This is a genomic window from Oceanicaulis sp. HTCC2633, assembly GCF_000152745.1.
Taxonomy (GTDB): domain Bacteria; phylum Pseudomonadota; class Alphaproteobacteria; order Caulobacterales; family Maricaulaceae; genus Oceanicaulis.
In genome coordinates this window covers 2243369-2264192 of sequence record NZ_CH672428.1, presented here as the reverse complement: position 1 = coordinate 2264192, position 20824 = coordinate 2243369, and the positions used below count along the sequence as shown (strand labels likewise).

The window sequence follows — 20824 nt, the reverse complement described above, 5'->3', positions numbered from 1 at the left end:
GGGTGGTCCTCTCGTTATGAGCAGGCGGCGATTTGCAACGGCGTGTCCCGACGCCAGTCGTCGAGCACCGGGCCCAGCGCGTCTCTGAGCGGATCGAGCCAGGCGTCATACGCCTTCCATTGCTCGAGGCCTTTCGTGTTGATCGGCTGGCGCACCTGTTCGGAGCTGGCGGTGCGCACTTCGCGTTTGGTCTTGTGAAACGCCACGCAGCCCGGCTCGAACTCCAGGCCGCAATAGTCGAGGATGCGCCGGACCTGCGCCTCGAGATCGTTCACCACATCCTCGTGAATCACGCGCAGGATTTGACCGGGCATGACCTGGTCCCAATGATCCATCAGCTCCACATAGCCGCGGTAATAGGCGCCGATCTCCTCGAGTCCGTAGGTGAATTCCTGCCCTTCGGCGAAGAGCTGCTTGAAGCCTGACACGCAGCACGCCATGGGATGGCGGCGCGCATCGATGATCTTCGCATTGGGCAGGATCGCCTTGATCAGACCGATATGGCGGAAATTGTTCGGCATCTTGTCGGTGAAGAAGGGCGCGCCCTTGCGATGGATCGCCGTTTCTTCCAGATAGCGTCGTCCCAGCTTTTCAAGCGCCTCTGAATCCAGTTCTGACAGGATGCGCGGATAGCGGGTCTTGTCGCTGGCGCGCTGGCGTCCGCGCAAGGCATGGCTGATCGAGATGATGTTGGGCAATTCCAGCGTGCCGTCCACCTGGGAGTGGGAGGCGAGGATCTGCTCCAGCAGCGTCGAGCCCGCCCGCGGCAATCCGACGATGAAGATGGGGTCCGGGGACGGGTCGCCGCTGGGTGCGGACGGCGAAAACAGGTCCGGCGTGCAGTATTTCTTTTGCGCCTCGAACTCGCGCTCGATCTGATCGGTCGTGTAGCGGGTCTGGCGGGTCTTCAGCGCATTGCCCTCGCGATAGCGCTCGAAGGCGGAAGCGAAATCACCCTCGTCCTCGAACGCCTTGCCCAGCGCGAAATTGAGATTGATCCGGGTCTGAAGCGGCTGTCCGGGACGCGAGTCCTCGGCCTGCATAATGGCGCGCTCGTCCGCGTCGAAGCGATAGGTCTTCAGATTTGCAAGCCCGTACCAGGCGTCGCCATGGGCGGGGTCGCTCTGGCAAGCCGCCTGGTAGGAAGCAATGGCCTCCTCCGACCGCCCCCAGGTCTTCAGCGCATGCCCGCGTGAAGTCAGGGTCGCCGGATCGCCCGGCGCGCGTTCCAGCACCCGGTCGAACAGCTCGACGGCGCGTGCATAGTCGCCGGTCTGCATTCGCTCGATGGCGAGCTGGGAAATGAAGACCGGATTGTCCGGGTCGCGATCATAGAGGGTCTGGGCTTCCTCAAGCGCCTTGCCGAACTTCTGACGCTTTCTGAGGATGCGGATATAGTCCACCCGCAGATCGGCGTTGCCCGGCTCGAAGGTCACAGCGCTTTCAAGCAGAAACTCCGCATCTTCCAGAACGCCCAGCCGCGAGCCGATCTCGGCCAGAAGCCGCATGCCGGCGACGTCCTTCGGGTTCTGGGTCAGCCAGGACCGGCACAGGTTTTCCGCCTTCAGAAGCCGGTTCTCGTGAAGATGATGCATGGCCGCCTGCAGCGCGGGCGGCAGCGCCTTGATCTGATCGGCCTGGGCCTGCGCCAGCCGGGCTTCATCCGCACGGCCCTGCTCAGCCAGAATCTGCGCCTGGGCGGACCAGGCGGCGTGAAGCGCCGGATTAGCGCGCACCGCAGCGCGGTAACTGCCCAGAGCACGATCGCGATCGCCCTGATCACGGAACAGATGTCCGTCTTCCTGCAGCCCGCGGCCGAATTCGGGCGCGACGCGCAGTAAATGATCGAGAGTCGCGCGGGCGTCATTCCCCTGTTTGAGATAACGCTGACAGACCGCCCGCATGTAGAGCGCGTCCACATGGTCGGGCGCATCGCTCAGGACCGGCTCCAGAACCTGCAAGGCCGCCTCGAAGGCGCCCTTGCGCATATGCGTCTCCGCCTCGCGGAGGGCCTGGGTCTGGGTTTCGTCAGCGGACATCACATCTCCATAAAACACGAACCGGCGCCCCATGGGAAATGGAGCGCCGACATCGTGAGAACACCCGGCCTGATCGTCAGGCCGGGTGTTTTCGTCCTAGTAGGAAATGCCGAAGCGAATTCCGTAGGTCCGCGGACGCATCACGGTGACGCGCTCGCGATCGTTGACGAAATTGTTGGCCAGCTCGGCGTTCTCATCCGTGACATTGTCCACGAAGATTTCCGCGGTCCAGTTATCGGACGTCAGGCCGGTGCGCAGACCCAGCGTGGCGTAGCTGTCCACATCAATCGCGTTGATCTCGATGATGTCGGACCGGCTGTCGCTGGAATAGATCACCTGGCCCTGAACGTGGGCGGTCCAGCTGTTCTCCAGCTGCCACTCATAGCGCGCACGCGCATTGAGCTGCAGGCTGGGCGCATAGGCCAGCTCCTCGCCCTCGACGACGTCATCGGTCGGGGTCAGCACCTCGGTGATCTCGCTGTCCAGCACCGAGAAGGCGCCCGACACCGTCAGACCCGGCACATCCGCCGGCGCCCAGGTGACATCGCCCTCGACGCCCATGATTTCAGCGTCCGCGGCGTTATCGGAGAAGAACAGGTTCACGATCGACGGATCGAAGATCGTGGTCTGCAGGTCCTCGATCTCCACGAAGAACGCGTTGCCGTTGAAGCGCAGCTGATCGCCGAACAGATCCAGCTTCCAGCCGAGCTCATAGTTGGTGAGTTCGTCGGAATCGATCGCGAACGGCACGGTGTAGCCATTCGGTCCCGGCGCACCGCCCGGACGGTTCAGCAGACCCGGACGGAAGCCTTCCGAATAGGTGGCGTACAGAAGCACGCCCGCCGCAGGCGTCCAGGTGCCCGTCAGCTTGTAGATCGCGCCATCGGTCGCGGCCACATCCGGCGCCCGCGTGGCGTTAAAGATCTGCTGGGCTTGCGACATGCTGAGCGCCGGGTCGATCGCCATGATGTCGGCGATGGACTGGGTGTCGTTATAGGTGATGTGGCGGCTGGTGTCGCAGGTGCCCCGGAAGGTGTACTGGCCATCGCCGTTGTAAAGGTCGGAGATGTCGGTGCCGAACGCGTTCGCATCGGTCCCGCCAGAGTTACAGAACGAGGCGTTGGCGCTGCCGGCCAGATCGACCTCGATGTCGTAGTAGCGCGCACCCGCCGTCACGGAGAACACGCCCGGCACGAGATCATAGCTCACCTCGCCGAACACGCCGAGCTGTTCGTCGGTGCGGCGCACGTCATTGCGGAAGATCACGCCTTCCGGGAACGGCCCCGGATCAGAGGTGAAGCCCGTGGTGAACGGGAAGTTCGGCGCAAACGGCCCGAACGGATCCGCCTGGATCATGCCGAAATAGGTGAAATCGTTGCGCTCTTCGACTTCCGTGCTGGAATAGAAGCCGCCGGCCGTCACCCGCAGGCGTTCCGATTGCGGGGTGTTGAAGCGCAGCTCGTGGCTTTCGACCTGAGTGTTGGTCGTGGAATCCACCAGCGATTGCGGGCTGTAACAGGTGCCCGACGGCGCAGCCGCGCCCGGATAGGTCACAGAGCCTTCGCAGGTGTAGTACGGGAAATACTGCCCCACGAACATGTACTCGGTGTAGTCGATGATCTGATCAGTGTCGCGATCGGTGAACGCGCCGGTGTAGACCACGTCCAGCATGGCGACGCGGCCTTCCAGCGTCCAGGCGGCGTTGACGAAGTCGTCCTGCAGGGTTTCGTCGGAATACCGCGAGACTTCATAGTCGTCGAGCTCGGGATCCTGGAAGAAGACGCCATCGGAATCGAGCTGCTGGCTCATCGCCGACACGGTCAGGCGCCAGTCAGGATTGAACTCGTAACGACCCGAAATCCGGAACCCGGAATACGTGGTGTCGTTGAAGTCATCCTCGACCAGGGCGGAATTGTCGGCATCGATGAAGGTCACGCCCGACAGGTCGGAGCCGGCCTGGAAACCGGCGCGACGCGCGCTCACCGGAACGCCGTTTGCGCGCACGGTGCCCGCGGGGCGGAAGCGTGCGGACTCCGACGTGTTCACCGTGCCCTGGACGTTATCGATATAACCGCCCTGCTGATCCCAGAATCCCACCAGGCGCAGCGCGAAATTGTCGCTGACCGGCAGGTTGACCATGGCGTCGGTCTTGTAGCTGGCTTCGCCGCCCTCGGTGAAGGAGACGCCGAAATTGGCGGCCGCTTCATAAAGGCCGATGGCCGGCTTGTTGGTGATCATGCGCACTGTGCCGGCCTGTGAGGAGGCGCCGAACAGCGTGCCCTGCGGTCCGGGCAGCACTTCCACGCGCTCAAGGTCGACAGCGTAGACGTCAAGGTTCCGGCCCGGCTGGGCGAGCGGCTGTTCATCCAGATAGAACGCCACGTTCGGCGCAAGACCCGCCACGCCGGCCGTCGTCATGTTCGGCGTGGTCGATGCGATGCCCCGGATGTAGATGGTGTTCTGGCCCGGCCCGCTGCCGCCGGCGGTGACGCCGGGAAGCTGGACCAGATAGTCCGCAAACACATCCACATCGAGCTCTTCCAGATCGTTTTCGCCAATGGCGGAAACGGCGACCGGAATATCCTGGGAATCCTGTTCGGTCTTGGTGGCGGTGACGACAATGCGGTCCACCTGCGCGACTGCCGCACCGCCCATCACGACGCCCATGGCGGCGGACAACATGGTGCTGGCGAGAACTCGTTTCTTGAGACTCATCGTTTAGCGCTCTCCGATTGATTATGATTATTCCGATGTAAACAAACCATTCGCCCCTGACTAGCCAAGCTTTCGCCACAAAGCTTTTGCGGTGCATCAAAAGTCCGGCCACGCACGAGACCGGTTCGATATTTCTGTTATCTTACATTAAGTGGGATCAAGTTGTTGCTTTGAAACAACAGGCTGAAACCGTTTCCAGAACGCAGGTCTTCCCCTCCACCTTCGCAACAATCTTGGTTCGTGTTCGAACTTAACGCCCGACAGGCTCGGCACAGGAGGCTATGCGCGCAGGATTGACGCAGCCTGCGATCCGCCAGTACCCCTGAGCCGCTGATTTTGGCATAAGACCGCCATGACCCAGTTCCGCGTCGCCGCCCTTTACAAGTTCACCCCGCTGCAGGCCGACAAGGCCCTGCAGGACCATCTGCTGAGCGCCTGCCGCACGCATGACGTGATGGGGACGCTGCTGCTCGCCCGCGAAGGCATCAACGGCACGATTGCCGGCTCTCCGGACGGCATCGAGGCGGTCCTGAATGTGATCCGCTCCCTGCCTGGCTGCGCCGACATCGAACACAAGGATTCCGTCGCCAGCGAGCAGCCCTTCCTGCGCCTGAAGGTTCGGCTGAAAAAGGAGATCGTGACGCTGGGGGTCGAAGGCGTGGACCCGACCCGCGCCGTAGGCTCCTATGTGGAGCCTGAAGACTGGAACGACCTGATCAGCGCGCCGGACGTGGTCACCATCGACACGCGCAACGCCTATGAAGTGCGCATTGGCCAGTTCAAGGGCGCGGTGGATCCTGAAACCACGAGCTTTCGCGAATTTCCCGACTGGTTCCGCAAGTTCCGCCAGACCCGGCCCAACGCCCGCATCGCCATGTATTGCACGGGCGGCATTCGCTGCGAGAAATCCACCGCCTTCGCCCTCGCTGAAGGGCTGGATGAGGTCTACCACCTCAAGGGCGGCATCCTGAAATACCTCGAGACCGTGCCCGAGGAGGACAGCCTGTGGGAAGGCGAGTGCTTCGTCTTTGACCGGCGTGTGGCGGTCGGCCATGGCCTGAAGGAAGGCGATTACACCACCTGTCACGCCTGCCGCGAACCGCTCGGCCCCGAAGACCTCAAATCGGCGTTCTTCTCCCCCGGCGTCAGCTGTCCGCACTGCCATGAATCCCGCACCGGGGAACAACGCCAGCGCTATGCCGAGCGCCAGCGTCAGGAAGCCCGCGCCGCCGCCCGCGGCGAACGACATGTAGGGGCTGTGCTGGACGCCTCGGCCGCTTCGGATGACTGACGCGCGCCCGATCCTCTACTCCTTCCGTCGCTGCCCTTATGCCATGCGCGGCCGGATGGCGCTGGATGTCGCCGGCATCGCGGTCGAGCACCGCGAGATCCTCCTCAAGGACAAGCCCGCCGAAATGCTGGCCGCCTCGCCCAAGGGTACGGTGCCGGTGATTGTCCGGCCCGATGGAGGCGTGATCGAGGAAAGCCTGGATGTGATGCTCTGGGCGCTTGAGCAGAATGACCCCGAAAACTGGCTGACCCCGCCTTCGGGCGACCGGTCGGAGATGGAGGCGCTGATCGCGGCCAATGACGGCCCGTTAAAGCATCATCTCGATCGCTACAAGTACGACACCCGATATGAAGGCGCGGTGGCGAGCGAGCACCGGGCCGCCGCCAGCGGGCATCTGGATGCGCTTGAAGCCCGGCTTGGTCAGTCCGACCAGCTTCTGGGCGGCGCGCCCTGCCTTGCCGATATTGCGCTCTTTCCGTTCGTGCGCCAGTTCGCCAATACCGATCGGGACTGGTTTGACGCCCAGCCCTGGCCCAATCTTCAGCGCTGGCTCGACGATCATCTGAACTCGGACCGCTTTAAGCGCATCATGCAGAAGCATGACCTGTTCAAATCAGCGGCCGGGCGTCAGGATTGACGCCATCAGGTCAGGCCCAGCCGTGACGCCAGAAGCGCCGCTTCGGCCCGGGTGGAGATGCCGAGCTTTGAATAGACCGACTTGATGTGGCCCGCGATGGTGTGCTCGCTCAACCCCAGCGCCGAAGCGGCCTCGGCATTGCGCAGACCGCGCCCGATCAGGCTGAGCACATCCCGCTCACGCGGGGTCAGATCCCCGCCATCGGTCTCCACCAGCGCCGTGCGCCGGAAATGCTCGATGATGCGCCGGGCTATGGAGGGAGAGAGCGCAGGCTCGCCCTGATCAATGGCGGTCAGTTGCCGCACAAAGACGTCCTGCCGCGCATCCTTCAGGAGATAACCGTCCGCGCCGTTTGAAAGCGCCGCAATCACCGAGGCGTCATCGCCCATGACCGTCGCCACAACGATGGTGGCGGCAGGATGGTGGTCCTTCATGGCCTGGATCAGCTGACCGCCATCGCCGTCCGGCAATCCCAGGTCCACAATGGCGAGGTCGAAGGCCCGGCTCTGCATGAGTCCCAAGGCGTCGCGCACGCGTGTCGCTTCGGAAATCCGGCAGCCCGGAAACGCCAGCTCGGCCGCTTCGCGCAGCCAGGCGCGGGTTTCTGCGATGTCCTCGACCAGCAAGATCGTCTTCATGATGACAGTCCCTGGCAGGGAAAGCTGGCGTGCAGGGCGACGCCGGCCTTCTGACTGACCACATCGAACGCGCCGCCCACGCTCTCCATGCGCGCCCGCATGTTCGACACGCCCTGACCGGACGAGCTTTGCGCCGGATCGAACCCGACGCCATCATCACGGATCTCGATCTGGATTTGTCCTTGCCGGGCCCTGACCTTGATCGACAGCATCCGGGCGTTTGCATGCTTGATGGTGTTGCTCGCCGCTTCGCGCACCACAGATCGCAGCGCGTGGACCTGGCCCGGCATCAGCCTGTGGCCCGCGGCGGCCTCCAGCGTCCAGTTCAGCCGGACGCCATGCGCCTCAAGCCGGTCAGAGGTTTCAGCCCGCAAGTCCGCCAGCAATTCATCCAGGGACAACTCCGCGCCATGCGCATGATTGATGACGTCGCGCAGATCCGACAGCGTATCGCGGATCATCGCATCCTTTTTCTCGGTCGCTGCCGAGTGCAGGGCGCGCATCAGCTGAGCGCCTATATTGTCGTGCAGGTCGCGCGCGATCCTGACCCGCTCCTCGCTGACGCCCCGATCATAGGCCGACCGGTTCTCGCGCGCCTTTTGCGCCAGGGCGATCAACTCCTTCGCCAAGAGAACATCACGCGAATTGAACAGGGCGCGCCCGCCCTGCTTGTAGGCAAGGCGGAGGACTGGCGCATCGTCACTGGCGGGAAGACGAAGCACCAACCCCTCCTCTTCGATTTGAGGCTCGCTTACTGGCCGGGAGTCGATATCCAGCGAAAGCGGGCGGAAATGCGCTCTCAGCAAGTCCGTCCATGCCTGGGACCGTTCCGCCGCCGACGGCTTGAAGGCGGCTTCGAGCACGCCGCTGAACAAGGGCGTATCCTCGGGGCGCGCGCTCATCGCGAAGTGTCGCCAGATGCGCTCGCGAAAGGGCAGATAGGCGAAGCCCGCCACCAGCAGCGACACGCCAAGCGCCTGGGACGGCCCGATGGACAGAAGCGTGATCAAGCCCAGATCCAGGGCGAAGATCAGCAGAACCCCTGCAGAATAGAAGATGATGCGATAGGACCAGGCGCCGAGGTCAAACAGGCGAAAGCGCATCAGCCCGACCGCCAGACCCACATAGATCGCCAGGAAGAAGGCGAAGGCGTAGTTCTCCCGCACCAGCGGCTGGAAGCCGAAACTGAGGGGCGCGGCGACGGTTGCAATGAAGGCGCCCGCGCCCAGCAGCACCGACACGCCCAGCCAGACCGCTATCGCGCGGGCGCGGGGATCATGGGCGCTCGCCCACATCTGCCAGGCCACAACGCCGACAATCACCAGCATCTCCACCGTAGTGATCAGCTGCACCTCGGCGAATTCGCGCCAGGGACCGAATGTGCGCAGCAGGGTCCACAGCCCGAACCCCAGACCGGTGAGCGCCATCAGCATCCGCCAACCAGGCAACCGCGTCGGGTAAATCAGGAACAGGCTGATCATGATGATCCCGAACGAAGACGCCCCCAGCATGTTCACGATCCAGAACCAGGCGATCGTGTCTTCCGTCAGAGGCAGGGCAATCGAGAAGGAGAACGAGGAGAAACAGAAGGCCAAAGTGGCCAGACCGCTGATGGCGAACAGGCTGGCCGGCAGGCTTGCGGGCTTGAGCGCCCACACCCAGGCTGACAGCAGATAGGCGACCAGCCCCGTCAGCAAGGAGCTCCAGATCCCCGGATCAATGGTGAAGGGATTGCGCCAGTCCGCAGGCGACCAGGACCAGCCGGTCTGGGGCTGAAGGGACAGAAGGCTCAGAAGGGCAAAGGCCGCCAGCCCCAGGGCCGTCAACACGATCAACCGCGTGAAGGGTGTGGCGGCCAGACGCACCGCCTCCGTCTTCAAGTTCTGCTGCATGCCCCTTCGCCCCCTTCGCGCGACCTGCTTGCCCATGACGAGCGTCCCCGATCGTCACTTGCGCCGTAATCGGCGCGAGGGTCGCAGGCCGCGCGTAATCCGCCTATTGGCAGACCGATGCGCTTGTATTGCTACCGCTCATCACGCAATGCGCATAGCGATAACGATCCCGCGTGGCGGCGGAAATCTCCGCAGCGCTCGCCACGCTGGGCGGCGTCACACTGGACGCGCTTGAGCGGTAGGAGGGGGCGCTGGAACCATAGAGTTCACGCCATCGGGCGTCTGCAGCGCCCGCTGTGTTGGTTCCGGTCCCGAACGTCCCTTCCAGTCCCGTGCCGCGCGCAGCCATCTCCGCATCCGCAGCCTGCCGCACCGGCCCCGAGGAAAACCACAGGGCGGCGGCGTACAGATCATTGGTCGCCACATCTCCCATACGTCCCGCATTGCGCGCCGCCAGAATGGCGCGCTGAGCCAGGTCCTGGGACCGCGCCGAATTGATTGCAACAGACACCGCATCGCCATACCGGCCCTGGGACAAGGCGGCGTTCACCTCCGCCGCCTGTGCGGCCTGACGGGCTTCATACTCGGCGACCTCGGCAAAATAGGTCCGCCATTCCTGCGCCATGCCGCAGGAGAATTCATGCCCCAGCGAACAGGCGCGCTCATAGTACCGCGCGCCCAGCTGATGCTCCTCGATCAGGACATAGACCGCCGCCACATTCCGGCAGTCTCCGGATGAATTCTGCTCGTCACAGCGGATCAGCGAATAGCGCATGCCCTTCTCGGCGTCGAAGGTCGGGAATTCAGGGTTGGCGTACAGCCGCGCCGCCACGTCGCAGCCCTTGATGTCGCGATACCGGTCGCACGACTGCTCGGCGAACCAGGCCGCTTCATCCATGTTGATGAGGCGAATGAACTCACCCTCATTGCCGTCATAGGACCAATCCAGCCCCCACAGGCACGCATTCTCCACCCCGGCTTCACAGCCGGCGCGAGCAGTCGGCAGCACACGATTGAGATTGCCCGCCTCAGACGATCTGCTGATGCGGTGGCCCAGACCATTGCTGCAGCCGTCCGCATGGCCCATCGCACAGGCGCGCTCCATATACTCGACGCCGCGGATCACATTGCGCGCCACATTGCCGTCGCCCCGGCTCACCAGAACGCCCGCCGTGTTGCATCCGTCAGGCACGCCCAGATCGCAGGCGCGCAGGAAGAACTCGACCGCGCGTTGCTTGTTCTCGGGCACGCCCATGCCCTGCGCATATTCCGCCCCCGTATAGAAACAGGCTTCAGCGTCATTGGCGCGGCAACCCGCTTCGGATTGCGATTGCCGGGCCTCGGCCGCAGCGCCCGCCCCCCAGAGCAGACCGAGAACGATCAGGAATCGGAACATGTGAGCCTCCCATCTCAGCAGAGCGGGGAGGCTAGACCGGCACGCATCCCCCGCGCCTCCCCTGTTCAGGGGGCGGCAGGGTGATAAGCGGGCGCGCCAGCCAGGTTCGCGCAAAGAAAAAGGCCCCGGAACGGGACCTGTCTTGACGTCGTCAAAAGAAGAATGGCGGTGAGGGTGGGATTCGAACCCACGAGACGGTTGCCCGCCTACACGCGTTCCAGGCGTGCGCCTTCGACCACTCGGCCACCTCACCGTAAGGCGGCGGAAAGTACCCAATCAGAGGCGGCAGTCAAGCGCGGAGGGCTGCTCCATGTGCGTGAAAAAGCGGTAACGGGTTCTTGCGCTGGAATTGCCGTATTCCCAAGTGCTTCTGACCCATTCCTCCGCGCCCAGACGGACGTTCGGCTCTGCGCTGCGCCAGCCTCTTCTTGAAAGGTCCGCCATGTTTGACGTGAACAAGATCATCACCGCCCTTCAGACTGACCCCAACGCCCAGCGCACCGCGCTCGCGGGCGGCGGCGGACTGGCCGCCGGCTTCGCCGCGTCCATGCTGATGGGCAAGAAAGGGCGCAAGATGATGGGCACGGCCGCCAAGTATGGCGCGGTCGCCGCCATTGGCGGGATCGCCTACCATGCCTGGCAGAAATCCCAGCAGAACAAGCAGGGTCAGGGCGCCGCTCCGTCTGCGGCCGCTCCCCAGGACGTCGCTTTCACACCCGCGCCGGAAAACTCCGCCTTCCTGCCCGCCCCGACGGATGAGGCTGCGGTCGATCAGCTGGGCAAGGCGCTCGTCCGCGCGATGATCGCGGCCGCCAAGGCCGACGGCAAGGTCGACGCCGAGGAGAAGGACGCCATCTTCGCGCGCCTGAACGCCATGGATCTGAGCGCCGAGGACAAGGCCTTCGTGTTTGACGAACTGTCCGCCCCGCTCGACATCAACGCCGTGGTGGACGCTGCCGACACGCCCGAACACGCCGCGGAAATCTACGCCGCGTCTCTGGTGGCCATCGAAATCGACACCCCTGCAGAGCAAGCTTATCTGCAGATGCTGGCGGCTCGGCTCAATCTTGATGCAGACCTCGTGAACGAGATTCACAAGGCAGCGGACGCCCAGACGGCCTAAAGCGCTCTAGAACCGCGCCGGTTCGTCCTCCAGCGCGTGCGCCAGATGATCGGCGAGGCGTCGGGCGGCAAGCCCGGCGTCAGCCGCGGTCAGCAGCACCGCCTCGGCATCCGCAAGCGGCGGCATGCGCTGGCCATCATCAATGGCGAGATCATCGGGCGCAAAGTCCCGTGGCAATACCGCCACGCCAAGACCGGCGCGCACGGCCGCCAGCGCACCGGCGAGCGAGCCGCACACATAGGCGGCCCGGGCACGGCCGCCGGCCTTGCCCAGCGCTTCCACGGCGCGCTTGCGATAGACGCAGGGTTCGGGACTGACCACGAGAGCGGTCACGCCGCCTGTTTCAAACACGCCGTCATTCGCCCCCACCCAGACGAGTGGCTCTGACCAGACGCGCTGACCATCCACAGCGGCGCTGGGCTCACGTTTCACCAGCGCCACATCAAGCCGGCCGGCGTGATACATCTTCATCAGGTTCAGCGTCAGGTCGCAGGTCACCTCGAGCTGGATGCCCGGATGGGCGCGGGAAAATTCCGCCAGCGCCTTGGGCAGGTGCGCCGTCGCGATGTCTTCGGGCGTGCCCAGGCGCACCGTGCCGCGCGCGCCGCCATCGCGAAACGCCGAGAGCGCCTCGTCATGCAGCGCCAGCATGCGTTCGGCATAGCCCATCAGCCGCTCGCCCGCAGGCGTCAGCGTCACGCGCCGCGCGGTGCGGCTGAACAGACGCTCGCCCGTGATCTGTTCGAGTTTCCTGATCTGTAGCGAGATGGCGGACTGGCTGCGAAAGAGCAGCTCCCCCGCCCGGGTGAAGCTCTGGGACTGGGCCACCGCCACGAAGGCGCGCAACAGATCAAGGTCGAGACGGTCAGTTTGCATTGAATGAGTTTTTCAAATGCATGGACGCATGACAATCAATTTTTCAAATTTACATGCATACGGCTAAACAGCCCCCATCCCGGCTTCGTCCACCCGGCGCCGGTTTGCAAAGTCTCACGCTGGAATGAGGAAACCCACATGAACGTCCACGTCTCCGCCTCCAAGTCCGCCGCTACGGCGACCCGCACCCCGACCCCGATCACCGTGGCCTATGGCGACGGCATCGGCCCGGAAATCATGAAGGCCAGCCTGAAGGTGCTCAACGCCGCCGGCGCGGCGCTGGCGCCGGAGCCGATCGAGATTGGCGAGCAGGTCTATCTGAAGGGTGTGAGCGCGGGGATCGAGGACAGCGCCTGGGACTCCCTGCGCCGCACGAAGGTCTTCTACAAGGCGCCAATCACCACGCCCCAGGGCGGCGGCTTCAAATCGCTCAATGTGACCGTGCGCAAATCGCTGGGCCTGTTCGCCAATGTGCGCCCCTGTGCGGCGCTCTCCCCGTTCGTCGCGACGCGCCATCCGGACATGGATGTGGTGATCGTGCGCGAGAACGAGGAAGACCTCTATGCCGGCATCGAACACCGCCAGACCGATGAAGTGGTGCAGTGCCTGAAGCTGATCTCGCGTCCGGGCTGCGAGCGGATCGTGCGCTATGCGTTCGACTATGCCCGCGCCAATGGCCGCAAGAAGGTGACCTGCCTGTCCAAGGACAACATCATGAAACTGACCGATGGTCTGTTCCATGAGGTCTTTGACGAGATCGCCAAGGAGTATCCCGACATCAAGACCGATCACTGGATCATCGATATCGGCACCGCCAAGCTCGCCGACGCGCCCGAACAGTTCGACGTGATCGTCACCTCGAACCTGTATGGCGACATCATCTCTGACGTCGCCGCCGAGATCACCGGATCGGTCGGCCTGGGCGGCTCGGCCAATATTGGCGAGCATTGCGCCATGTTCGAAGCCATTCACGGCTCCGCCCCGATGATTGCCGGTCAGGGCATCGCCAACCCGTCCGGCCTGCTGCTGGCCGGCGTGCAGATGCTGGTGCATATCGGTCAGGCCGATGTTGCGGAGAAAATCCACAATGCCTGGCTCAAGACGCTGGAGGACGGCGTTCACACCGTCGATATCGCGTCTGAAGACATGACGAAGGAACAAGTGGGCACCGACGCCTTTGCCGACGCCGTCATCGCCCGTCTGGGTCAGGAGCCGAGCACCTTCACCCCGGTGCGCTATAATGCGGATGCTGGCGGCGTCGAGATCGCGCCCTACAAGCGCCGTGAGCGCCAGACCAAGACGCTGGTGGGCGTGGATGTCTTCGTCGACATGCCGACCCAGAACCCCGATGAACTCGCCGACGCGCTGAACGCCGCAGCGGGCGATGCATCCCTGAGCCTGAAGATGATCACCAATCGTGGCGTGAAGGTCTGGCCGAACGGTTTGCCGGAAACCTTCAAGACCGACCATTGGCGCTGCCGCTTCATGAGCGGGGCCGTCAGCAAGAACGCCGATGTGGTCGACCTTCTGGGCCGCATCGAGGCCGCCGGCATTGATTTCGTGAAGACCGAGCAACTCTACGAGTTTGACGGCAAGCCCGGCTATTCGCTCGGTCAGGGCCAGTAGGGCTGAACGTGTTGGACTCCCGGGCCTGCCTCCAGCACCCGGGAGCTCCGCCAGCGATACACATGTCAGCCTGAAAGAACCCCGGCCCGGCGCCATGCCCGGCCGGGGTTTTTCAGTTTGAACTCAGAGGAATGGGAAAGGCGGGAGCGCCCTACCCCTTCACGATCCGGGCGATGTAGAACCCGTCCAGGCCGCCACGCTCGGACCACAAATCCGGGCGGGTGCGCACGGCGCCGTCTGGCGTGATCGCAGCCTTGAGCCCCGGCAATTCGTCCGCCGTCACCGGATCAAGGCGGGCGTCGGGCGTGCGCTTGAGGAAGGCCTCGATCTGGTCTTCCCCCTCTTCGCGCTCCAGCGAACAGGTGCAGTAGACGAGGCGGCCGCCCGGTTTGAGCTGATTGAAGCTCGCATCCAGCAGTCGGCGCTGAATGTCCGCAAGATTGGCGATGTCGCCGGGCTGCTTGGCCCAGGCCGCATCCGGGCGACGGCGCAGCGTACCGGTCGCAGAACACGGCGCGTCGAGCAGGATGGCGTCCAGCGGTTCGGGCGCCGTCCAGTCAGCCACATCCGCGGCGACAATCTCGGCCTTGAGCTTTGTGCGTTCGAGATTGTCTTCCAGGCGTTTCAGGCGCTTGGGCGAGGCGTCGACCGCAATCACGGATGCGCCGGTCGCAGCGAGCTGCAAGGTCTTGCCACCCGGCGCGGCGCAGAGATCAGCGACTGTCTCGCCCGCCTTCACGCCCAGCAGTTTCGCGGGCAGCGCAGCGGCAGCGTCCTGAACCCACCAGTCCCCGTTTTCAAAACCGGGCAGGCCATCGACCGCGCCAATGTCTGGGCGGCGGATGGTCCCGGTTTCCAGCACGCTGGCGCCGATCTCCTCGGCGAAGCTCTGGGCGTCAAAGCCCGGCTTGGCGGTCAGGTCGAGCGTCGGCGGGACAGAGCGGGCGATGGCGATGGCGCGCGCGGTGGGCTCGCCATAGGTCTCCACCCAGCGCTCGGCCAGCCAGTCAGGCAGGTCCTCAAGCGGATCGGAATCAAGGAAGGCATCCTTCCCCTGATCAACCACCCGGCGCAGCACGGCATTGGCGAGATTCTTGAAACGCGCGGTGTGGCGATCCTGCGCCATCAGGCTGACCCAGGCGTCCACGGCCGCATGCGCCGGGGTGTCCAGGATCAGGCGTTCCGCCGCGCCGCACCGCAGAATGAGATGGGCGCGCACCTCTTCATCCGGCAAGGGCTTGTCAAGCACCTGCATCAAAGCCGCGTCGAGCGCGATGGGACGACGAATGACGGCGGAGGCGATGGCGCGCGCAAAGGCGCGGTCTCGCGGCTCCATCCGCTTCCATTCGGGTCGCCCGGCCAAGGCCCCATCGAGCGGCACGGCCTTGGCGAGCACGCCCTCGACGGCGCCCAGTGCAACCGCGCGAGGCATCAGGTTCTTGGTGGAGGATTTGGGCTCGGGTCCAGATCTGCGCGGCTGGCGGCGGTCCTGCTGCCGGTTCACGCCTGATCCTCTTGCGCCGCTTCCGCCTCACGTTCCAGACGCCGGCGTTCGCTGGCGCGGATCTTCTGGCTTTCGCTTTTCAGCTGACCGCAGGCCGCAAAGATATCCCGGCCGCGCGGCGTACGGATCGGGCTGGCGTATCCCGCCCGGTTCACCACATCGGCGAAGGCCTCGATCTGATCCCAGTCCGAGCACTCATAGGGGCTGCCCGGCCAGGGATTGAACGGGATGAGGTTGATCTTGGCCGGAATGCCCTTGAGCAGTTTCACAAGCGCCCGCGCCTCGGCGAGGCTGTCGTTCACGCCCTTCAGCATCACATATTCGAACGTCACGCGCTTGGAGTTGGACAGGTCCGGATAGGCGCGGATCGCGTCCATCAGCTCGGCGATAGGGTATTTCTTGTTCAGCGGCACCAGCTCGTTGCGCAATTCATCATTGGTGGCGTGCAGGCTGATCGCCAGCATGGACCGGGTGCGCTCGCCCAGTTCGGGGATTTTCGGCACGACGCCCGAGGTCGACACCGTGGTGCGGCGACGGCCAATGCCGATGCCTTCATGATCGGAGATCACATCGATCGAATCCGACACATGGTCGAGATTGTAGAGCGGCTCGCCCATGCCCATGAAGACGATATTGGTGATCTGGCGGTCCTCGTTGGAGGTCGGCCATTCGCCAAGATCATCGCGCGCGATCATCACCTGGGCGACGATCTCGGCGGCGGTCAGGTTGCGCACCAGCGGCTGGGTGCCGGTATGGCAGAAGGTGCAGTTGAGCGTGCAGCCCACCTGGGACGACACGCACAGCGCGCCCGACCGCGCCACGGCGGGAATGAAGACCGTCTCGACCTCAACACCCGACGCCATGCGGATGAGGTATTTGCGGGTGCCATCCACGCTGACCTGACGCTCGGTGATTTCCGGGCGGGCAAGGGTGAACTTCGCCTCCAGCTGCTGGCGCAGATCCTTGGAGACGTTCGTCATCTGATCAAACTCAGTGACGCCGTAATGGTAGATCCAGCGCCAGAGCTGTTCGGCGCGCATCTTGGCTTTCTTCTCGTCCACAAGGCCATGCTCGACGAGCGCGTCACGCAATTGCGGACGCGTCATGCCGACAAGGGCGATGGGACCGGTCGTTTCCGGCCGGTTGGAGAAGGACAGGTCGAGGGTTTTCAAAGGTGCGTTCATGGCGGCGTCATATAATGGAAAACTGAACAAAGTTCGAGGGGCGAGAACGCATGGCGGGGTTGCGTCCGCCGCACGCGGTCGGTCTCATGCCCGCCATGAAACTGATTTGCCATCCGCTGACCGCCTTTGACCCGCCTGTTCGTCCCGCCTCATCGCGTCGCTCCTGGATGGACGACACGCCCGAGAGCCATGCCTATCGCTGCCTGCCACTGGTGATCGGGAACCAGCATGGCTGGGAGGTCTTCACCCCGTCCGGCTTCACCGCTCGCTGGACCGGCGGAGATCGGGTCGAGGATGTGAGCCTTCACCCCGACGCAGCGTCCGGGCAGGCCCCCGCCAGACCGATGAGCAATTTCGGCTCCGGAATCCTGACCTTCGAGATGGGGTTCCTGCTGCGCACCCCGCCCGGCTGGAACATCTGGGTCCAGGGCCCGGTCAACGCGGTCAAGGACGGCATAGCGCCCCTGTCCGGCGTGATCGAGACCGACTGGAGTCCCTACAGCTTCACCATGAACTGGCGCTTCACCCGCCCGGGCGAGGTGCGCTTTGAGGCCGATGAAGCCATTGCGCATATCTTCCCGGTCCGGCGCGATCTGTTTGACAAGATCACGCCCGAGATCCGCCCCATCCAGTCTGATCCGAAAACCGCGCAAGCGATGGAGACATGGCGACTAAGCCGCGCCGATTTCGCTGGTCGCCTGCGGGAGAACGACGCCGACGCCGCTGAGGAAAAATGGCAAAAGGGCTATTATCGGGGCCTGATGCCCGATGGCGGCAAGGGCGCGCCCAGCCACAAGACCAAGCTGCACATCAAACCCTTCACCAAGGCCGCACCAAAGACTCGCTAGCCCCTATTTGCGCACCAGAGGCCAGAGCAATTCACGCCCGGCGCTGACCGGCTCCATGCCTTCAATGCCATAGGTCTCGGGATAGCGGCGGGTGATCTTCGCGGTGCCGAACAGCACATCCCAGAAGAACAGCAGATTGCCGTAATTGCCCTTGTAGTGAGTGACGCCGTCCTCCTTGTGCAGACCATGATGGGCGCTGTGGGTGGCGGGCGTGGAGATGGTGCGCTCAAGCACCCACATCACCGGTGTGAAAGCCGGAACCCTGTAGAGCGCCTCATCCCAGCGCCAGGCGGAATGCGCGCCGAAGATCACCGTCATCTTCACGACGAGATACACGGCATAGACCGGGTAGAAGCCCAGATGCACGAGGATGGCGGCCAGCCACAGACCCGGCATGAACAGGTAATAGAACAGGTTGTTGCGATAGGCGGTGCGGATCGACAGATATCCGCCCGAATGATGCGCCCGGTGCAGATTGTAGAGCACAGGAAAGGTGTGGCTGGCACGATGCCACCAGTACTGGGTCATGTCGTCAGCCACGAGCAGGATGCCGAGCATCGCCCACCAGGGCAGAAAGGCCAGCGCATCCTCTGATCCGGGGCGAACCGCCTCGACCAGCAAGGGCGCGACCGCGAAGATCAGCGGCACGGTGATCAGCACGATTGTCAGCGAGGATGAGACCTCGATCACCACATCCCGCGTCGAGCCCTTCTCCTTCTGGAAGAACCTCCCCGTCACCGCTTCCAGCAGGATGAAAGCCGCGAAAATGGCCGGAACCAGGATTTTCTCATTGATCATGACGGTCGCCTCCCAGCCTCAGATTGGGCGAGGCTTGCCATAACTTCCAATACAAGTTTTACATGATGACATAACCATGGATTATAACCCATGCTGAGCCTTCGCACGGCCCGCCTCTTTGTCGCCTCTGCTGACGCCGGCACGCTGACCGCCGCCGCCGAACGGCTGCATGTCAGCCAGCCTGCAGCGACCAAGTCTCTCGCCCAGCTGGAAGCGGATCTGGGCGGCGCGCTGTTTGAACGCGCCGGGCGCAAGCTGGTGCTGACCCGCATGGGAGAAGCCCTGCTGCCGCGCGCACGCGCGCTGCTGCAACAGGCGGAGGATCTCAAATCTGAAGCGGAGCGTTGGCGCAGCGGTGAGGATGGCGTGCTCAGCGTCGGGGCCGGCCCCAGCGTCACCTATCGCCTGCTCCCCGAGGCGGTCGCCCGCTTCTACCGTGCAGGCCGCACCGTACAGCTGACCATTCGCGCCGGAGCCGCGAACGCGCTTCTCGACCAGGTGCGGCGCGGGGCGCTTGATCTGGTGGCGGCGGATATGGGTGAAGCCGAGCACGATCCGGCGCTCAGGGTCCACGCCCTGCCCGAAGAAGGCGTCGCAGCCCTGGTGCGCCCCGGCCACCCGGCCCTTGCGAGCGCCCCGCCGGAGCGGTTTCCGCTGGCGACGGCCACCCCGCCGGACCGTCTGGCCCGCCAGCCCCTGCCCTGGGGCGGGGAACGGCCGGGTCTGGTCTGCGACGATTTCACCGTGCTGGCGCTGGCGTGCGCGGCGTCTGACCATATCCTGGCGGCGCCGCACTCGGTCATGGACCGGCTGATGGCCGAGCACGGGCTGGTCCCGTTGCCCGACACGCCGAGCGGCCTGCGCCTGCGGCCCGCCTTGATCTATCGCGCCAACGCCCCGCAAAGCGCAGCGCGCGATCATCTGTTTGACTGTTTTGAAGCGGCGGCGCGACGCGCCTAGTCGCAGAGATCGTCCACTTGCTCCAGCGCCGCGGTCACGCCCAGCAGCGAGAAGGTGTAGGCGGTGGCGGTGCCGCGATTGCTGGTGGCTTCAACCCGCATGTCGGACCCGCGCCGCATGGCCCGCACCAGCTGGGATTCCTCGCCTGTCTCCTCGAGGAAGCCTTCCTGCTCGGACACGAACATCTGGAAGCGATCCGAGCCGACCCGCACGCGCGGCGGGCTGTCAGGACGCAGCGGATACCCGGCCAGGAAGCTGGGCTGGTTGTCCGCCGCCCCGCTGGCCCAGCTCGCCACCAGGAAGAACACGTCGCCATGATCGACATTGCTCGGCAGCGCTTCCTGCGGCCGGCTCAGCGCATAGCAGACCTTCGCCTCGCCTTCGCCGCGTGTGAACACGCGCCAGTCGCGATGCGCGCCCTGGAATTCAGGCTCGGAGGCGTCCTGCGCCAGAGCGGGCGTCAGGCTCGTCAGGGACAGACACAGGCTGGCTAAAAGCACGCGCATAGCGAATTTCCATTCAGTTTAAGCGGTTTGGCGCTGGCAGATCTGCTGGCGCAGATCCGCGTCCCTGTTTAAAGCGGTCTGAGACGGCGGTTTCAAGGCAGGATGTGGCTTGATCGTCATGAGTGCGGATGTGAGAGTGATCTGCAAAGAGCTTCAAGGGTGAAACTTGCCTGACGCCCCCTTTTCTTCCGGCGCAACGCCGGACCGCACGACCCTGAATTCGCTGGTTCTGGCCACCGCGCAGCGGGACCGACAGGCGTTTGCGGCGCTGTTCAATTTCTATGCGCCCCGGGTGAAGGCCTATCTGTTGCGGCTCAACGCCCATGACAGCCTGGCCGAGGAGCTGACCCAGGAGATCATGCTGACCGTCTGGCGCAAGGCAAGCCAGTTTGATCCCGACCAGGCGTCCGCCTCCACCTGGATCTTCCGCATCGCCCGCAACCGGCGCATCGACGCCGCGCGACAGGCCAACAAACCCGCCCTCGACGGCGAGGATCCGAGCCTGCGCCCGCCGGAGATCGAGGCCCCTGACGACGCCGTGCACGCCAGCGATCGCGATGATCGGGTGCGCGCCGCCATGCTGGATTTGCCGGACGAGCAGGTGGCGCTGCTGCGGCTGGCCTTCTTTGACGGGCTGTCCCATCGCGACATCGCCGACCAGCTCGGCATGCCGCTGGGCACCGTGAAATCAAGGCTCAGGCTGGCGTTCGACAAACTCAGACGGGTGCTGGATTCCGACACCCTGTAAACAAAACTGAACGCTTGAGAAGAAATATGGCCCGCAGACTTGA

The 20824-nt window shown here is 64.2% G+C and carries 17 protein-coding genes and 1 tRNA gene; 7 read left to right on the top strand and 11 right to left on the bottom strand.

Going from position 1 to position 20824, the window contains the following annotated elements:
• Positions 1-14: 14 nt before the first annotated feature.
• Both OA2633_RS10850 and OA2633_RS16545 read right to left on the bottom strand, forming a co-directional pair.
• The gene (locus OA2633_RS10850; RefSeq protein WP_050752912.1) at positions 15-2039 is read right to left on the bottom strand and encodes a tetratricopeptide repeat-containing sulfotransferase family protein; all 2025 of its coding nucleotides are present in this window, start codon (positions 2037-2039) and stop codon (positions 15-17) included.
• A 96-nt stretch (positions 2040-2135) separates the two neighbouring features.
• A complete protein-coding gene (locus tag OA2633_RS16545; protein ID WP_009802592.1) occupies positions 2136-4754 on the bottom strand; it encodes a TonB-dependent receptor in 2619 nt (872 codons plus the stop codon).
• A gap of 352 nt (positions 4755-5106) precedes the next feature.
• Between OA2633_RS16545 and OA2633_RS10840 the strand changes: the two genes are divergently transcribed.
• Complete coding sequence (locus OA2633_RS10840) at positions 5107-6045, top strand: rhodanese-related sulfurtransferase (RefSeq protein ID WP_009802591.1); 939 nt, start codon at positions 5107-5109, stop codon at positions 6043-6045.
• Positions 6038-6682 carry a glutathione S-transferase gene (locus OA2633_RS10835; protein ID WP_009802590.1) on the top strand — a complete coding sequence of 215 codons (645 nt, stop codon included), beginning with the start codon at positions 6038-6040 and terminating at the stop codon, positions 6680-6682. Before OA2633_RS10840 ends, OA2633_RS10835 begins: the two co-directional genes overlap by 8 nt.
• Positions 6683-6687: 5 nt before the next feature.
• Here the strand turns inward: OA2633_RS10835 and OA2633_RS10830 are convergent, their stop codons facing one another.
• From OA2633_RS10830 to OA2633_RS10815, 4 genes are all read right to left on the bottom strand, one after another.
• Entirely contained in the window at positions 6688-7320 is a 633-nt protein-coding gene (locus tag OA2633_RS10830) for a response regulator transcription factor (protein WP_009802589.1), read from the bottom strand.
• Positions 7317-9212 (bottom strand): ATP-binding protein, encoded by a 1896-nt coding sequence (locus OA2633_RS10825; protein WP_009802588.1) that lies wholly within the window; start codon positions 9210-9212, stop codon positions 7317-7319. Before OA2633_RS10825 ends, OA2633_RS10830 begins: the two co-directional genes overlap by 4 nt.
• Positions 9213-9315: 103 nt before the next feature.
• On the bottom strand, positions 9316-10608 hold the full coding sequence (locus tag OA2633_RS10820) for a tetratricopeptide repeat protein (RefSeq protein ID WP_009802587.1): 1293 nt from the start codon (positions 10606-10608) through the stop codon (positions 9316-9318).
• 163 nt (positions 10609-10771) lie between these two features.
• A tRNA-Ser gene (locus OA2633_RS10815) sits at positions 10772-10861 on the bottom strand.
• A 189-nt stretch (positions 10862-11050) separates the two neighbouring features.
• Here OA2633_RS10815 and OA2633_RS10810 point away from each other — a divergent pair.
• Positions 11051-11731 carry a tellurite resistance TerB family protein gene (locus OA2633_RS10810; protein ID WP_009802586.1) on the top strand — a complete coding sequence of 227 codons (681 nt, stop codon included), beginning with the start codon at positions 11051-11053 and terminating at the stop codon, positions 11729-11731.
• 6 nt (positions 11732-11737) lie between these two features.
• Here OA2633_RS10810 and OA2633_RS10805 read toward each other — a convergent pair whose 3' ends face one another.
• Complete coding sequence (locus tag OA2633_RS10805; RefSeq protein WP_009802585.1) at positions 11738-12607, bottom strand: LysR family transcriptional regulator; 870 nt, start codon at positions 12605-12607, stop codon at positions 11738-11740.
• 138 nt (positions 12608-12745) lie between these two features.
• On the opposite strand from OA2633_RS10805, the gene OA2633_RS10800 reads away from it, so the two are divergent.
• Positions 12746-14233, top strand: a complete 1488-nt coding sequence (locus OA2633_RS10800; protein ID WP_009802584.1) for an NADP-dependent isocitrate dehydrogenase — start codon at positions 12746-12748, stop codon at positions 14231-14233.
• A 151-nt stretch (positions 14234-14384) separates the two neighbouring features.
• Here OA2633_RS10800 and OA2633_RS10795 read toward each other — a convergent pair whose 3' ends face one another.
• Entirely contained in the window at positions 14385-15737 is a 1353-nt protein-coding gene (locus OA2633_RS10795) for an RsmB/NOP family class I SAM-dependent RNA methyltransferase (RefSeq protein ID WP_009802583.1), read from the bottom strand.
• Positions 15734-16921, bottom strand: coding sequence for a 23S rRNA (adenine(2503)-C(2))-methyltransferase RlmN (gene rlmN, locus OA2633_RS10790; protein WP_040612636.1), 1188 nt, complete (start codon positions 16919-16921; stop codon positions 15734-15736). The genes OA2633_RS10795 and rlmN overlap by 4 nt, the downstream gene beginning before the upstream one ends.
• 50 nt (positions 16922-16971) lie before the next feature.
• On the opposite strand from rlmN, the gene OA2633_RS10785 reads away from it, so the two are divergent.
• The gene (locus OA2633_RS10785; protein WP_009802581.1) at positions 16972-17769 is read left to right on the top strand and encodes a DUF6065 family protein; all 798 of its coding nucleotides are present in this window, start codon (positions 16972-16974) and stop codon (positions 17767-17769) included.
• Positions 17770-17772: 3 nt separating this feature from the next.
• Here OA2633_RS10785 and OA2633_RS10780 read toward each other — a convergent pair whose 3' ends face one another.
• The gene (locus OA2633_RS10780; protein ID WP_009802580.1) at positions 17773-18567 is read right to left on the bottom strand and encodes a sterol desaturase family protein; all 795 of its coding nucleotides are present in this window, start codon (positions 18565-18567) and stop codon (positions 17773-17775) included.
• A gap of 90 nt (positions 18568-18657) precedes the next feature.
• Between OA2633_RS10780 and OA2633_RS15485 the strand changes: the two genes are divergently transcribed.
• Positions 18658-19527 (top strand): LysR family transcriptional regulator, encoded by an 870-nt coding sequence (locus OA2633_RS15485; protein WP_009802579.1) that lies wholly within the window; start codon positions 18658-18660, stop codon positions 19525-19527.
• On the opposite strand, the gene OA2633_RS10770 is transcribed toward OA2633_RS15485, so the two are convergent.
• Positions 19524-20033, bottom strand: a complete 510-nt coding sequence (locus OA2633_RS10770) for an invasion associated locus B family protein (protein ID WP_009802578.1) — start codon at positions 20031-20033, stop codon at positions 19524-19526. The two genes, OA2633_RS15485 and OA2633_RS10770, sit on opposite strands and share 4 nt — an antisense overlap.
• 166 nt (positions 20034-20199) lie before the next feature.
• On the opposite strand from OA2633_RS10770, the gene OA2633_RS10765 reads away from it, so the two are divergent.
• Complete coding sequence (locus tag OA2633_RS10765; RefSeq protein ID WP_009802577.1) at positions 20200-20781, top strand: sigma-70 family RNA polymerase sigma factor; 582 nt, start codon at positions 20200-20202, stop codon at positions 20779-20781.
• Positions 20782-20824: the final 43 nt, after the last annotated feature.

Excerpts from the sequence above, each read along its gene's own strand:
- OA2633_RS10850 (WP_050752912.1), bottom strand. The coding sequence starts at position 2,039 with ATGTCCGCTGACGAAACCCAGACCCAGGCCCTCCGCGAGGCGGAGACG.
- OA2633_RS16545 (WP_009802592.1), bottom strand. The coding sequence starts at position 4,754 with ATGAGTCTCAAGAAACGAGTTCTCGCCAGCACCATGTTGTCCGCCGCC.
- OA2633_RS10840 (WP_009802591.1), top strand. The coding sequence starts at position 5,107 with ATGACCCAGTTCCGCGTCGCCGCCCTTTACAAGTTCACCCCGCTGCAG.
- OA2633_RS10835 (WP_009802590.1), top strand. The coding sequence starts at position 6,038 with ATGACTGACGCGCGCCCGATCCTCTACTCCTTCCGTCGCTGCCCTTAT.
- OA2633_RS10830 (WP_009802589.1), bottom strand. The coding sequence starts at position 7,320 with ATGAAGACGATCTTGCTGGTCGAGGACATCGCAGAAACCCGCGCCTGG.
- OA2633_RS10825 (WP_009802588.1), bottom strand. The coding sequence starts at position 9,212 with ATGCAGCAGAACTTGAAGACGGAGGCGGTGCGTCTGGCCGCCACACCC.
- OA2633_RS10820 (WP_009802587.1), bottom strand. The coding sequence starts at position 10,608 with ATGTTCCGATTCCTGATCGTTCTCGGTCTGCTCTGGGGGGCGGGCGCT.
- OA2633_RS10810 (WP_009802586.1), top strand. The coding sequence starts at position 11,051 with ATGTTTGACGTGAACAAGATCATCACCGCCCTTCAGACTGACCCCAAC.
- OA2633_RS10805 (WP_009802585.1), bottom strand. The coding sequence starts at position 12,607 with ATGCAAACTGACCGTCTCGACCTTGATCTGTTGCGCGCCTTCGTGGCG.
- OA2633_RS10800 (WP_009802584.1), top strand. The coding sequence starts at position 12,746 with ATGAACGTCCACGTCTCCGCCTCCAAGTCCGCCGCTACGGCGACCCGC.
- rlmN (WP_040612636.1), bottom strand. The coding sequence starts at position 16,921 with ATGAACGCACCTTTGAAAACCCTCGACCTGTCCTTCTCCAACCGGCCG.
- OA2633_RS10785 (WP_009802581.1), top strand. The coding sequence starts at position 16,972 with ATGGCGGGGTTGCGTCCGCCGCACGCGGTCGGTCTCATGCCCGCCATG.
- OA2633_RS10780 (WP_009802580.1), bottom strand. The coding sequence starts at position 18,567 with ATGATCAATGAGAAAATCCTGGTTCCGGCCATTTTCGCGGCTTTCATC.
- OA2633_RS15485 (WP_009802579.1), top strand. The coding sequence starts at position 18,658 with ATGCTGAGCCTTCGCACGGCCCGCCTCTTTGTCGCCTCTGCTGACGCC.
- OA2633_RS10770 (WP_009802578.1), bottom strand. The coding sequence starts at position 20,033 with ATGCGCGTGCTTTTAGCCAGCCTGTGTCTGTCCCTGACGAGCCTGACG.